Genomic DNA, 14,575 nt, shown 5'->3' on the forward strand with positions numbered 1-14,575 from the left:
GAGACCACCGCCAGCGCGCCGAACACATGGGCGTCCGGGCCCAGGGCCCGCACCATCGCGGTGGCGAGCGCGACCCCCGCCAGGGTCCCGGCGAGACGGGCCACCGCACGCGCGTACGTCCGGTGGAAGTCCGGCCGCATCACCATCACCGAGGCGATGGGCACCCAGTAGCCGTGGCCCAGGGGCAGCCGGGCGGCGATCAGATAGCCGAGCGTGGCCACCGCCGCCAAGCGAACGGCGTGCCGGAACACGGGCGAGTCCCGGCGGAGCTCACGGCGGACCGCCCGGACGACGACCGGGACCAGCCGGAACATTGTCGGGCGCACCAGGAACTGGGCGCCGGCGAGGCCGGGTGGCGTGGGTGTCTTCCCGCGGGCGCAGCCGCTCTGGGCGATCTCCAACGCCTCGCCGAGCAGTTCCACGAGCCGCTCGGCGGCTTGCCGCGCGGGGCCCTCCAGCACCTCGTGCTCCTCGTCGACGCGCAGGACGTCCGTGCTCTCGGGCCGCACCTCGGCGGGAGTGCCGCGGCGGATCGAACGGGCGGCCGCGTCCAGGACGACGGCGGCGGCGTCGAGCAACTCCCGCGCGCGGTCCCGCCCGGGTCCCTCCGCCGGGGCGCCCACGTCCGGGTCGGCGAGCGCCGCGACCACCGGCCGAATGCGCTCGGCGAGGCCCCGGGGGCCGTGCAGGACGGGGGGACGGGTGCGGGCCTGCGACGGCGTCACGGCCGCCGCGTCCCGGGCCGTCATCAACGGCTCCGGGTCGAACGGGGCGGTCGGGTCGTGCCGCAACCGGCGGGCGTAGTCCGCCACGGCGGCCAGGGCGTCGGCGAGCGCGTCACGGTGCGCCCCCCAACGCCGGATCGGAAACAGCAGGATCAGCACGGCCTGCGTCAGGCCCCCGAGCGCGATGACCCCGGAGTGCTCCAGGGCGCGCCCGAGGCTCGTGGGCAAGGTGATGGTCACCAGCATGCTGCCCACGGTCGTCGCTGCCACGATCCCAGCGGTCGATCCGACAGCCCACGCCATCCCCGCGGCAAAGGCCCAAACGGCAAGCAGCGGCAGGAACGTCACGAGTCGCCCCGCCGCCAGGTAGCCCACGAAGGTGCTGAGCGCCAGGCCCGCGCCCGCGCCGAGCGCGACCACCTTGCGTGGACGCCAGCTGCGCTGGAAGGTGGCCCCACCCGCCGAGTAGGCGCCGAGGGCGGCGGACGCCGCATACGCGGGGGAGACCAGCCACAGCGTCGGCCCGATGACGATCGCCACCCCAGCGGCCGTGCGCAGCGCGAGCAGGGGCTCCAGCCGCGTCTCCTCGATTTTGAGCCCGGATCGCACGACCTCCCCGAAGGCCCGCAGCCACGTCAAGGATGGCCGCGTGGCCGGGATGCCCTGCCGGTTCGCGTCGGCCTGGTTGAGGGTGCGGCAGCCGTCGGGCAAGGAAGCCTCCCACACGGCCCGCTGACTGGCCGACGGCCGCAGCCGCTGGACGGGGCGCTGCCACTGCGGACACTGCTGAGCGTCCGCCAGTGCGTCCTCCGGGCCGGAGCGCGGGCAATCGCTGTTGGTTCAGGCCGGCCGGAGCGCGGCGATGGGCCCCAGCCCCGGCCGGAGGGCCGGCAGCGCCACCCGTCCCCCGGACCGGTCCGGGGGACGGGTGGCACGGCGACCAGAGTCTCTTACCCCTTGTGGCCGTTGCCGTGGCCGTCGGGGTGCAGGACGACCTTGGTCCAGCCCTCGTCACGGGCGTCGAAGTGCTCGTAGGCGGTGGGGGCCTCGTCGAGGCCGAGTTCGTGGGAGACGACGAAGCTCGGCTTCGCTTTCCCGCCGGCGATCAGGTCCCGCAGCGCCCGGTTGTACTTCTTCACCGGAGCCTGCCCGGTCCCCATCTGCTGGCCCTTGAACCACATCATCCCGAAGTCGATCGGAACCTTGCCCTGGGCCTCCAGCTCCCCCTGGGCGTCCGCGCCGCCGGGGTCCTGGGGCATGAAAACGCCCACCACGCCGATGTGGCCCGTGAACCTGACCGAGTCGATCAGTCCGTTGAGCGTGAGGCTGGCGTCCTCGTGTCCCTGGGGGTCGTGCGCCTGGTAGCCGACGCACTCACAGCCGTTGTCGGCACCCAGACCAAGGGTGGCCTCCTTGACGACCTCCGCCGGGTTCTGCTCGGCGGTATTGATCGGGATGGCCCCGATCTCCTCCGCCTTGCGCAGCCGGTCCGGCTGGTGGTCGGCCACCCAGACGCGGCCGGCGCCCTTGAGGAGGGCGGAGTACGTCGCCATCAGCCCGACGGGACCGGCCCCGAAGACGATGGTCTGGTCGCCCGGTTTGACGTGGGCCATCTCGGTGGCGTGGTAGCCGGTGGGGAAGATGTCGGCGAGCATGACGTAGTCGGTCTGCCGCTCGGCGGCGTCCTCGCCCAGGCGCAGCGCGTTGAAGTCGCCGTAGGGCACGCGCAGCAGTTCGGCCTGTCCGCCCTGGTAGGGGCCCATCTCGGCGAATCCGTAGGCCGCTCCGGCGAGGGACGGCTCCGGCTGCATGGTCAGGCAGTAGTTGGTCAGGCCCTGCTCGCACTGCTTGCAGAAGCCGCAGGCGATGTTGAAGGGCAGGACCACGTACTCGCCGACCTGGACCTTGCGGACGGCCGAGCCGACCTCGACCACCTGGCCCATGTTCTCGTGTCCCAGGGTGCGGCCGGACTCGAAGGAGGTGCGGCCCTCGTACATGTGCAGGTCCGAACCACAGATGTTGGTGGAGGTGATCTTGACGATGATGTCGCAGGGATGCTCGATCTTCGCGTCCGGTACGTCCTTCACTGTGACCGTTCGCGGTCCTTCGTATACCGCTGCTTTCATGATGGCTTCCCTCGGTGTCACGGCATGACCGCGGCACAGCGATGATGAGACGGCGCAGAGAGCCTGACTTCCGAAAGTGCTGCGACGGAGTCCGTGGCTCCGGCAGGCCTCTGCGGGCCGTTCACCCGGATGAGGTGGAACGGTGGTTTGGGCCGTCGGCCCACCAGGCGGAGCTTCGGCGCTCCGGCGGCGTGCGGTGCGGGTCCCCGTCGGCCCCGACACGAAACAACCACGCACCGACCGATCAGGTGAATATGCGGACCCGGACCACCACCGAACCGACGGCACGTCTCCGACCGAGGTCACCCGCTAGTCACCGTGGACCTCCTGCAGCACGCTGCGACGCTCCTGTTCGCGCTTGGAGTAGGCGGCTGCCCGGATCGCCTCGTCGCTCTCCAGGCCCGATCCCAGCGCGCCACCCACCGTGGCGACCGAAGCGACGAACCAGGACAAGGTCCAGTACTCCGTGGCGTGCAGCGGGGTTCGTGTCGTGGAAGCGAACACCTGGTCGTTGAGGATGAACAGCGCCCACACCAGGTTGACGACCATCAAACCCGCGTAGCAGACGATCACCCCGATACCCACGGTCACCACCGTCGAGGCGTTGTAGAGAGCCGCCCTTTTCCTCGCCTCCGGTGAGACCTCATCCGTTCGATGCCACAGGTTCGCGTCCACGATCAGCCAGCCGACCATGAGCGCGACGGACCCGACCGTGGCGATCACCAGCCGTGGCGTGCTCAGGGAGGTCGCGAGGGTCCAGATGGTGGAGTTCACGGTGGCGACCGCTCCCGTGGCGAGTGCGGCCGCCAGGGCTTTCGACAAGCCCGGCACCAAGCGCCACGGCCGGTTGGCGCGGACCATACCTCCGAGCACCCTCAGATAACCGCGCGGCCCACTGACGACGTACCGCAGATCGGCGATCTCCTCCTCACCGACCTGGCCCGGATGGACGGGCGCGAGAAGACCGGTGAAGGGCCCCCGCAGCGGCCGGCTTCCCGGAGGCCCCTCAGGCCCAGTGGCCTGCGGGCCCGCCAGGCTGAGCACGGCTTCTTCCACGGCCTGCCGGGCCCTGGTCTGCAGCCGGAAGCCGCCCAGCGTGGGAAGAGACAGCAGCGCCAAGCCGTGTTCGTGACTCAGATCCACCATGAGCTTGCGCCCACGTGAGTGCAGCGGAAGGTCGGTGAGGGCCACGACGATGTCCCAGTTCCCCTCACTTCCGCGGTCCATGATCCGGCGCGTCAATGTGGGCAGGTCCTCGGTCCCCGCTGTGAAGGGCTCACTGACCACCTCGACGTCGAACCGTCGGTCCTCGCCCGACCTGTCGGCGAGCCGACCAGGAAGCACCCGGGCCATGCGCTGCGCGATGTCTGTCGGCGCATCCGGATCCGCCAGAAGAGCCACGACCGTGACGTCCTGCGACGACTCCCGCATGGCGGGCCCCTTCCAGTCGGCCTACCCGGCGCTCACCAGTGCCCAGGATGTCCCCGATCCAACGCCGACACGGCGTGACACGCTGGCCCTTGCGAACACCATCGGGCCTTACCCGGGAGCGGGGCCCGGTGACGGCGCCTGTCGCGCGGTTCGCGGCCCGATCAGGTAGTCAGGAACGGTGAACAAGGACGCGACCGACTCCTTCGTGCGTGTACGGGGCGCCGGTGAGAACAACCTGCGGAACATCGATGTCGACGTTCCGCGGGACGCGATGGTCGCCTTCACCGGCGTCTCCGGTTCGGGCAAGTCCTCGCTGGCGTTCGGCACGCTCTACGCGGAGGCCCAGCGGCGCTACTTCGAGTCCGTGGCACCGTACGCCCGACGGCTGTTGCAGCAGGTCGGCGCACCGCACGTCCAGGAGATCACCGGACTGCCACCGGCCGTGGCCCTGCAGCAGCGACGCGGGGCGCCCAGCTCGCGCTCGACGGTCGGCACCCTCACCACGCTGTCCAATCTGCTGCGCATGCTGTACTCCCGCGCCGGCACCTATCCGCCCGGGGCCGTACGGCTGGAAGCCGAGTCGTTCTCACCCAACACCGCGGCCGGCGCCTGCCCGGAGTGCCACGGACTGGGCGTCGTGCACGACATCGCCGAGGATCTGGTCGTCCCGGATCCCTCGCTGAGCATCCGCGAGGGGGCGATCGCCGCCTGGCCGGGCGCCTGGCAGGGCGCCAACCTGCGCAGTGTCGTGAGCGGCCTGGGGATCGACATCGACCGGCCGTGGCGCCGGCTCAGGAAGAAGGACCGGGACTGGCTGCTGTACACGGACGAACAGCCCTCCGTGTACATCGAGCCGGAGGAGGGCCGCGTCGACTACGGCTACCAGGGCAGGTTCTGGAGCGCCCGCAAGCACGTCATGCACGTCCTCGCCGACTCCAAGAGCGAGAAGATGCGCGAACGGGCGCTCCGGTTCGTCCGGAGTGTGCCCTGCCCCGCCTGTCACGGCAGCGGACTGAGGCCCGAGGCGCTCGCCGTTACCTTCGCCGGACGTTCCATCGCCGAGATCAACGCGATGCCGCTCACCGAGGTCGCGGCGCTGCTGCGGCCCGTAGCGGGGCGGTCCGAGGCCGAGGCCACCACGTCGACCGCCCGATCCGGGGAGACGACCGAGGTCGCGGTCCGGATCTGCGGCGATGTGGTCGCGCGGATCGACGTACTGCTCGACCTGGGCCTGGGATATCTCAGCCTCGGGCGCCGTTCGACGACCCTGTCGCCGGGCGAGGCGCAGCGCCTGCGGATCGCCACCCAGCTGCGCTCGGGGCTGTTCGGGGTCGTCTACGTCCTCGACGAACCCTCCGCGGGCCTGCACCCGGCTGACGCGGAACCGCTGCTGGACGTGCTGGACCGCCTCAAGGCGGCGGGCAACTCGCTGTTCGTCGTGGAGCACGACATGGACGTCGTACGGCGGGCGGACTGGGTGGTCGACATCGGCCCCGCTGCGGGCGAGGGCGGCGGACGCGTGCTGTACAGCGGCCCGGTCGACGGCCTCGAGCGGGTCGGTGAGTCGGCCACGAGCCAGTACCTGTTCGGGCGCGCCCGGCCGCTCGATCACCGCCCGCGCACCCCGCACGGGTGGCTGCACCTGCGCGGCGTCTCCCGCCACAATCTGCACGACGTGTCCGTCGACGTGCCGCTCTGCGTCCTGACGGCGGTGACGGGCGTGTCCGGTTCGGGGAAGTCCACGCTGGTGACGCAGGTGCTCGCCGAGGTCGTCCGCGGCCACCTCGGACTGGTGCCCGACGAGCCCGAGGAGGCGCGACTGGAGGTCGACGTCCAGGACGCGTCGGGGGTCGAGTCGTTCGACCGGCTGGTCCTGGTCGACCAACGGCCCATCGGCCGCACTCCCCGGTCCAACCTGGCCACGTACACTGGGATGTTCGACGCGGTGCGCAAGCTGTACGCGGCGACGGACGAAGCCACGGCGCGCGGCTACTCGGCCGGGCGGTTCTCCTTCAACGTGCCCGAAGGGCGGTGCGAGACCTGCCAGGGCGAAGGGTTCGTCGCGGTGGAACTGCTGTTCCTGCCCGGCACCTACGCGCCGTGCCCGACCTGCGGCGGCGCCCGGTACAATGCCGAAACGCTGGAAGTCACCTACCGAGGCAGGAACATCGCGGACGTACTGGCGCTGTCCGTCGACGCCGCCGCCGAGTTCCTGTCCGCCGTCCCGGCCGCCTCCCGCAGTCTGGAGACGTTGCGCGAGGTGGGACTGGGGTACCTGCGGCTGGGCCAGCCCGCGACGGAACTCAGCGGCGGTGAGGCCCAACGCATCAAACTGGCCACCGAACTGCAGCGAGCCCGCCGCGGGCACGCGCTCTACCTGCTCGACGAGCCGACGGCGGGGCTGCACCCCTCGGACATCGCGCTGCTGCTGCGACAGCTGCACCGGCTCGTCGACGCCGGCAACACGGTCGTTCTCGTCGAGCACGACCTGGACACGGTCGCCACCGCCGACTGGGTCATCGATCTCGGTCCGGGCGGCGGCGACGCGGGCGGGCGGGTCGTCGCGGCGGGCTCACCGGCCAAGGTGGCGAGGGCCCGCCGCAGCGCCACCGCGCCCTATCTCGCGGCCCGGCTCGCGCGCTCCTGACGCCAGAACCGCGCTCGCGAATCCCCGAGCACCTGCGGCGCGACCCGATTGGCCGGGTGGTCTCGCGCACCGGCGCGGTGGCGCGAGTACGCCGACTCCGCGGCAAGCGGGGGACCCGACCTGCCGCGGCAGTCCCGCCGCCCGGCGTGAGCGGTCGCCTGTGGCAAGAATGACCCCATGCACATGGTGATCGCGGGTGGACACGGAAAGATCGCGCGCCGGCTGACCCGGCTGCTCTCGGCGCGCGGCGACAACGTCACAGGGCTGATCCGCAACCCGGACCACGCCGACGACCTGCGCGCGGACGGCGCGGAACCGGTGGTGTGCGACCTGGAGCAGGCCTCGGTGGACGAGGTGGCCGGCCACCTCGGCGGCGCCGACGCGGCACTGTTCGCCGCGGGCGCCGGACCGGGCAGCGGCGCGGCCCGCAAGCAGACGGTGGACCGGAACGCGGCCATCCTCCTCGCCGACGCGGCCGAGCGCGCCGGGGTGCGCCGATTCCTGGTGATCTCCGCGATGGGCGTGGACAGCCCGCCGCCGCCCGGCACCGACCCGGTGTTCGCCGCCTACCTGAAGGCCAAGGGCGAGGCGGACGCCGACATCGCCTCCCGTCCGGCACTGGACTGGACGATTCTGCGCCCGGGAATGCTGACCGACGACCCCGGTAGCGGCCGCGTCACGCTCGCCGAGCACACCGACCGCGGCCAGGTGCCGCGCGACGACGTGGCTGCGGTGCTCGCCGCCCTGCTCCACGAGCCCAGGACCGCCGGGCGCATCCTCGAGCTGATCAGCGGGTCCACCCCGGTCGAGGAGGCGGTGCGCGCCGTGGCCGGCGACTGACGCCGCACTCCGCCCTCGCCCGGGTGCGGGTAATGACTCGTGTGAGGGACCAGCGCCGGACAGCGTCGGCGCGGACGACCTGGCGACGGCCGACGGTGGGGGAGCTGACCGGTCGCGGATGGCCTCTCTGGACGCCGCGGATCACCGTTCGCACGGTGAGGCCGCAGGTGTTGCACCACGGCCTGAGAGGGGAGGATGGACCTGAGCGACGAAGGAGGCCCGTCATGAAATCCGGAGCCCCTGATTACGACGCCTGGTACTCGCGCACACCCTCGCAGGCCGAGGGCGAGCGGGACGAAACGGGCAGCCGAAACGGGCAGCCGTACCGCAACGGAACAGCACCCGGACGTCCCCCGGAGCGAGCCGTCCCAGGCGGAGGGCGAGCGGGGCGACGACGCCTAGCGCCACTGGACGCCCCGTCGCCGGGGGCCGGGTGAGGGTGCACCTTTGTCGGCGCTGTCACCGGTTCCCGGCCCGCCTGCCGTCCAGCAGGTCGTGAAGGTGCGCGGCGGCGTTCTTGATGTCCGCGTATTTCTGCTGTCCGGCGCGTACCCCGGCAGAGAGCACACCGCAGCGGTGGACGCGCTCGAAATCACCGTAGGGGAACTTGTACCGGCCCTTCGTCTCCTCTCCCATCTCGTCGTCGACGCCCAGGTACCACCTGGCGTACTCGTCGAATCCGTGTTTTTCGAGGTAGGCGTTCTCGTCCGCTGCCGAAGGCCGGTGCTCGCTCCACTCGTCCCGGTCGTCCAGGACGATCCGGCCCTCTTCGGTCAGTCGCTCTGCGTGGTGGAACGCCATCGCGTTCAGTTTCACCGTCATGCCGTTCACCGCCCCATCGACAGTCGTGTTCCCATGTGGGCTGCCGAGGACACGGGACCGACCGCGCGGCAGGGGCCGCACCGGGTGGCTCACGCCGGGTTCCCACCGGTGCCCACGGAGAGTCTCGAGCACTCCCCCGGATGGCGAACCGGGTGGCTCCACGCCTGCGTCTGGCGAGTCAGGAATGCACAGGTCCGCTCGCCCCACGAGTACGAGAGCACACATTCCGGGTGAGCCGGCCCGCGAGCGGGTACGCGACTGCCGCTCGGTTCTCCGAAGGCTTCGACGGACGGAGTGGTCCCATGGCCGGCAGGCGGGCGCACAGCGTGTACCACCGCTACTCCCGGCGGAAGGGCGGCGGCCTTCCGCGGGGCAGCGTCGGGTGGCATCCCACCATCGCGCACGGAGGGTCCCGCCCGCCCGCTCGGACCCCCGCCGACCATGCCCTCCACGAAGTGGTCGCGCTCTCCCGCGCCCTGTTCGGCACTCCGGACGAAGTCGAGATCCTGCGTCTGGCCATGGACCACATAGCCGCCGCGGGGCCATACAGTGCCGAGGCCGGATACCTCAATACGGGCGGCGACCTGGTCCCCAGTCCGAGGGACGGGCGGATGCCTGCCCTGGCCGTGAGCCGGAGGGTGCGGGAGCTGGCCGGGCAGGACGGCAACGTGGCCGTACCCGGCAGGCCCTGGGGCCGGGCCCTGGGGCTGCGAGGACTCGAGGGACTCCACGGCTACCTCGTGGTGACGTCCCGCTCCCGGCCCACCCAGGCCGAGCGATCTCTGCTCGCCACGCTCGTCCGGCACACCGCTGCTGCACTGTCTGTCGCTTTCGCACTTCGCCGCCGACGCGAGGACGCGCTGGAGCTGCACCGACTGAGGGACGAACGTGCAGCCCTCCAGCAGCAGCTGATCTCTGTGGTGGCCGAGCTGGGCTTCGAGCGAGCCGTTCGCGCCTTCATGGCCGGCGTCGCCGCCTCGGGTGGCGGCGAGGAAGCCGTCACCCGCGCACTGCACGGGCTCACCGGACTTCCCGCGCTGGTCGAGGACCGCTTCGGTCGGCTGAGGTCCTGGACCGGCCCCAGCCGCCCCGTCCCCTATCCCGAACCGGACCCCGTGCGCCAGGAGGAAATGCTGCACGCCGTCGCCCGTCAGGCGGGGCCGGTGCGGATAAGGGACCGGCTGATCACCCTGATCCGCCCGCACGGCGAGATCCTGGGCGTGCTGGCCCTGGTCGATGCCCGGGGCGAGGCCGACGAGCGCACCGTGCTCGCGCTGGAACACGCTGCCGCGTCACTGGCCCCCGAGCTGACGCACCTGCGCGATCTGGCCGAAGTGGAGCTGAGGCTGCACCGCGAGCTGGTGGACGACCTCCTGGCAGGGACGGACGAGGCGAGCGCCTACGCCCGGTCCGAGGCAGTCGGATACGACCTGCACCGCAGCCACTACGTCGTCGTGGTGCAGTGGTCGAACCGGACCACCGACGATTCCTTCGCACAGACCGTGGGGCGGGCGGCCTCGGCCGTGGGCATGCGCTCGCTGCTGACCCGACGCTCCGACCACGTCGTCCTGGTCGCAGACGACAGGCCGCACGCCCGCGCGCTGTACGAGGCGCTCGCCCGGGAGACCGGGACGCGGTCCGGGACGATCGGGGTGAGCGCCCCTTCCGACTCCCTGAACGACATCCCCCACCGCTACCAGGAGGCGCAGCGCGCCATGGACGTGCGCCGCCACTCCCGCGAGCCCTACGGCACGACGTTCTTCGACGAGCTCGGCCTCTACCGCATTCTGGGACCCGGCAACGATTACCGGGAACTGGAGACGTTCGTACAGGAGTGGCTCGGGCAGCTCATCGACTACGACTCCCGGCACAACGCGACCTTGGTGGAGACCCTGTCCCGGTACTTCGACTGCGGCGGCAACTACGACGAGACCGCGGAATCCCTCGCCATCCACCGCAGCACGCTGCGCTATCGGCTGCAACGCATCCGCGACATCAGCGGCAACGACCTCGCGAACGTCGAGGACCGGCTGAACCTCCAGGTGGCGACCCGCGTGTGGAAGATCGTGCTGGGCGGGCCCGGCTGACGCCTCGCCGGAAGCCCTGTGGGGGTGGTGTCAGCAGCGCTCAGGGGGGGGCGCGGGCCGGGCGGCGGAGGTGCGTCTGGGCCGCCCCTGCCGGGCAGGGTCCTGTCGGCCTGCCGGCCCGGGGCCGGCAAACCGGTGGAAATCCGGTGGGTGAAAGAGGTGAGTGAGCGGTCCCCGCCGGTTACCCGGGTCGCCCCAGAAATCCGGATTCCGAAGAGGGAGAGGGAGCCATGACTCACAGTACGAGCGCCCGGGACGTGGTGGAGGCCATCAAGGATGTCGACTTCCCCGCCGGCAAGGACACGCTGATCGAAGCGGCGAGCCGGTCGGGCGCCGCGCCGGATGTCGTCAAGGCGCTGCGTGGCATCCCGGCCGAGCAGTACACCAACCGCGAGGAGGTGGCCCGGTCGGTCCGTGTTGACCCCGACTCCGACCTGGGGCTGAGCCCGGCTCAAAGGGCCGAGCAGGCACGGCTGGGCGGCAGGCCGGGACAGTCCCAGCATCTGCGCGAGGTGCCGAAACCGCCGGTCGAGGAGGAGCTGGACAGCTGACGCCGTAACTGTGCAGCCCCGCGACGGTGCGGCCGCTGGGGTGGCGGCAGGCCCTGACGGAGGAATCACCCAGCCGGCAGCTACGACGACGGGCTGGGCGGCCGCCGGGACGCCGAGGAGCGCCGCGACGACCTCCGGCACCGCGTAGCCGAACGGCTCGGCGGACCCGGCGGGACCCTCGTCCGGCTCGGCGGACCCGGCGGGACCCTCGTCCCCGAAGACACCGGCTTCCTCGAGAAGGGCACCACCCCAGCCGGTGCGCAGCGCCCGTTGCTCCGGCACCGCCGGCCGCGGCGAGACCATGCCGGGGTGCTCGCCCCGGTCCGCTGACCGGCGCCGACGAGACGGCCCTGGAGAAGGAACCGGTGAAACCGCCATCCGCCGGGGTGCGGGCGTGACGCGGAACGGCCGTTTAGCATCGAGCGCGGAAGGCAAGGCATTCTCGGAATTACCCCGTCATCATTTCCCCCGTCGTCGATCGACCCCGGCCGCGCGGGAGGCTCTTTCTTCAGGCCGGTTCGAAGCGTCGAAAGTAAAGGCCGTGCACGATTCGAACGACACGGGAGGGATGGAAAAGGTGGCGGAGAACGCGGGGGAACGCGGCCCGCGGGCGCACGGCGACTACCACGATCCGGCGGTGCCGCGTGCCGCCGGGCTTGCGTGTCCCGGGGCCCGTCCGCGCGCTCGCCCGCGCACTCCCGCTCGCAACGCCGGGTCCACCTCCGTGCTCCGCACCCGGCGGATACGCCGTACCGGCCGTCTCTGACCTCGTCGGCGGCCGCGCCCTCGGACACGCTCCGCCGGGCGTGAGTCTCCGGCACGCGCGGGCACCGGCACCAGCAGCCTGTCCCCACGGCATGAGTATCGTCCGCCACCGTCGGAGCCAGAAAGAGAATTGATGGTGCTGTCTGCCCTGCTAACAGCCGCCGACCCGCCCCAACTCCTCCCCGCGCGTGAGCAGATGGCCTTCACACTGGGCTTCCACATCATCCTGGTGCCCTTCGGCCTCGCCTTCACCTTCATGATGTTGGTCTGCCACTACCGGGCGCTGCGCCGCGGCGACCGGCAGGCACTGGTCCTGGCCCAGCGATGGTCCAAGGTGGCCGCCGTGCTGTTCGCGGTGGGAGCCGTGTCCGGCACCGTGCTGACGTTCGAGCTGGGGCTGCTCTGGCCCGGGCTCATGGGCAAGTACGGGCCGGCCTTCGGGTTTCCGTTCGCCGTCGAGGGTCTTTTCTTCTTCCTCGAAGCAATCTTCGTGGCCATCTACATCTACGGCTGGAAGAGGCTGCCCCCGTGGCCGCACTTCTTCACCGGCGTCGTTGTCACCCTGGCGGGCGTCGGCGGCACGGCCTCCGTCATCGCGGCCAACAGCTGGATGAACCAACCCGCCGGAATCGCGGTGCGGAACGGGCGCGTGGTGGGCGTCGTCCCGTCCGAGGTCTTCTTCAACGGCGCCTTCTGGTGGGAGATGGTGCACATGCTCCTCGCGGCGTACATCGTCGCGGGGTTCATGGTCGCGGGCGTGTACGCGTGGGGCCTGCTCAAGGGGCGCCGGGACCACTACCACCGGCTGGGGTTCGCCGTACCGTTCACGGTCGCCGCGATCGCCATGCCGCTGCAGTTCCTCGTCGGGGACACGATCGCCCGCCAGGTGTACGACAGGGAGCCGGCGAAGTTCGCCGCCATCGAACTCCTGCCGACCACCGGTGACCACGTCCCGGAGACCCTCGGCGGCATCTTTGCCGACGGCAAGGTCCGCTACGGCCTCGAGCTTCCCGACGTGGCCTCGATCCTCGCCGGTTTCACGCCGTCCACGACGATCAAGGGCTTCGACGCGATCCCCGCATCGGTGCGCCCCACGGACTCGGTCGTCAGCATCGTGCATCTCGCCTTCGACGTCATGGTCGCAACCGCGTCGCTCCTGCTCCTGCTGGCACTCTGGTTCGCCTGGCTGTGGTGGCGGCGGCGCGAGGTGCCGACCAACCGCTGGTTCCTGCGATGCTCCGCGGTGTCCGGGCTGGTCGCGCTCGTCTCCCTGGAGAGCGGCTGGGTGGTGACCGAGGTCGGCCGCCAGCCCTGGACGGTCGTGGGACTCCTGCTGACGGAGAACGCCGTCACCACGCAGGGGAACCTGTGGCCCCTGTTCGCCACGGTCCTCGTGATCTACGCGTGCGTCGCCGTCGGCGCCTTGTACGTCCTGCGAACCTTGCGCCGCCGCTGGTCGGAGGAGGGCACGGAGGCCGTCGTGGTCCCGTACGGCCCCCAGCCTGCGCGGGCGACGAACGGGCACCCCCTCGGAGGAGATGAGGCATGAGCGATTTCATCGCCGTGGTCCTGTTCATCGGAGTCATCGCCTACGCCCTCTTCGGCGGCGCCGACTACGGGGCCGGCTTCTGGGATCTGGCAGCCGGCGGCGCCGCGCGGGGACGTCCCGTACGGGAGCTGATCAACGTCTCCATCAGCCCGGTGTGGGAGGCCAACCACACATGGCTGATCTTCTGCTTCGTCACGATCTGGACAGCCTTCCCCCAGGCATTCACCGCCATGACGACCACTCTGTACATCCCCCTGGGCCTGGCGGCGCTGGGGATCGTGGCCAGGGGCTCGGGCTTCGCCTTCCGGCACGCGCTGGCACACGGGCGGGGAGAGCTGATCAGCGGTGTCGCCTTCGCCTGTTCGTCGGTGCTGACGCCGTTCTTCTTCGGCACCGTCGCGGGCGGGATCGCCTCCGGTCGCGTCCCCTCGGCAGGGCACGGCGACGCGCTGTCCAGCTGGCTCAATCCGACCTCCGTTCTCGGTGGCGTCCTCGCGGTCACCGTCTGCGCCTACCTCGCCGCCGTGTTCCTCACCGGACAGGCCCAGGGCCGAGCGGACACCCCCCTGGAAAAGGCGTTCACCCACCGGGCCTTCGGGGCGGGCATCGTCGCGGGACTGGTGGCGCTCGTGGGCGTGTTCGTACTGCGTGCGGACTCCCCGCGCCTGTTCCACCGGCTGAGCACGGTCGGGGCACCGCTCCTGGTCGTCTCGGGCCTGTGCGGCCTGGCCGCGCTGCTCCTGCTGCGCAAGGGCGGCACTCCTGTCGTGCGCACCCTGGCGGCCGTCGCGATCACCACCGTCGTCGGGGGATGGGGAGTGGCCCAGTACCCCTACCTCCTGGGCACCCACCTGACGATTCAACAGGCGGCGGCTCCGACGGCCACGTTGTGGGTGCTGATCGTGGTGTCCTTCGTCGCGGTCGTCCTGATCGTGCCCTCGCTCCTGCTGCTGTACAGCCTGCAACTGCGACGCAAGCTCGGCTGACCGGGCTCCCGCCACCGCAACGCCGCGCGCGGCGTCATCGGTCGAC

At 71.2% G+C, this 14,575-nt stretch carries 10 protein-coding genes; 6 read left to right on the forward strand and 4 right to left on the reverse strand.

Annotated elements, in window-relative coordinates:
• The 3 genes from ACF1AL_RS19890 to ACF1AL_RS19900 form a co-directional block, all read right to left on the reverse strand.
• On the reverse strand, positions 1–1,364 hold a 1,364-nt coding region (locus ACF1AL_RS19890; protein WP_391826992.1), incomplete at its 3' end, for an FUSC family protein.
• Positions 1,365–1,675: 311 nt separating this feature from the next.
• Positions 1,676–2,851: a glutathione-independent formaldehyde dehydrogenase gene (locus ACF1AL_RS19895; RefSeq protein ID WP_391826706.1), complete on the reverse strand. Its 1,176-nt coding sequence runs from the start codon at positions 2,849–2,851 to the stop codon at positions 1,676–1,678.
• Positions 2,852–3,160: 309 nt separating this feature from the next.
• Positions 3,161–4,282: a hypothetical protein gene (locus tag ACF1AL_RS19900; protein ID WP_391826708.1), complete on the reverse strand. Its 1,122-nt coding sequence runs from the start codon at positions 4,280–4,282 to the stop codon at positions 3,161–3,163.
• A gap of 178 nt (positions 4,283–4,460) precedes the next feature.
• On the opposite strand from ACF1AL_RS19900, the gene uvrA reads away from it, so the two are divergent.
• Both uvrA and ACF1AL_RS19910 read left to right on the forward strand, forming a co-directional pair.
• On the forward strand, positions 4,461–6,929 hold the full coding sequence (gene uvrA, locus ACF1AL_RS19905) for an excinuclease ABC subunit UvrA (protein WP_391659720.1): 2,469 nt from the start codon (positions 4,461–4,463) through the stop codon (positions 6,927–6,929).
• A 177-nt stretch (positions 6,930–7,106) separates the two neighbouring features.
• A complete protein-coding gene (locus tag ACF1AL_RS19910; RefSeq protein ID WP_391659721.1) occupies positions 7,107–7,769 on the forward strand; it encodes an SDR family oxidoreductase in 663 nt (220 codons plus the stop codon).
• 459 nt (positions 7,770–8,228) lie between these two features.
• On the opposite strand, the gene ACF1AL_RS19915 is transcribed toward ACF1AL_RS19910, so the two are convergent.
• Positions 8,229–8,591, reverse strand: a complete 363-nt coding sequence (locus tag ACF1AL_RS19915; protein WP_391826710.1) for a hypothetical protein — start codon at positions 8,589–8,591, stop codon at positions 8,229–8,231.
• Positions 8,592–8,893: 302 nt separating this feature from the next.
• Between ACF1AL_RS19915 and ACF1AL_RS19920 the strand changes: the two genes are divergently transcribed.
• The 4 genes from ACF1AL_RS19920 (at position 8,894) to ACF1AL_RS19935 (ending at position 14,529) form a co-directional block, all read left to right on the forward strand.
• Entirely contained in the window at positions 8,894–10,678 is a 1,785-nt protein-coding gene (locus tag ACF1AL_RS19920) for a PucR family transcriptional regulator (protein WP_391826712.1), read from the forward strand.
• A gap of 230 nt (positions 10,679–10,908) precedes the next feature.
• A complete protein-coding gene (locus ACF1AL_RS19925) occupies positions 10,909–11,229 on the forward strand; it encodes a DUF2795 domain-containing protein (protein ID WP_391659724.1) in 321 nt (106 codons plus the stop codon).
• An 898-nt stretch (positions 11,230–12,127) separates the two neighbouring features.
• Positions 12,128–13,543: a cytochrome ubiquinol oxidase subunit I gene (locus tag ACF1AL_RS19930; RefSeq protein WP_391659725.1), complete on the forward strand. Its 1,416-nt coding sequence runs from the start codon at positions 12,128–12,130 to the stop codon at positions 13,541–13,543.
• A complete protein-coding gene (locus tag ACF1AL_RS19935; protein WP_391699774.1) occupies positions 13,540–14,529 on the forward strand; it encodes a cytochrome d ubiquinol oxidase subunit II in 990 nt (329 codons plus the stop codon). The genes ACF1AL_RS19930 and ACF1AL_RS19935 overlap by 4 nt, the downstream gene beginning before the upstream one ends.
• The last annotated feature ends 46 nt before the right edge of the window (positions 14,530–14,575 follow it).

Source organism: Streptomyces sp. NPDC014801 (assembly GCF_043082085.1).
GTDB lineage: Bacteria > Actinomycetota > Actinomycetes > Streptomycetales > Streptomycetaceae > Streptomyces.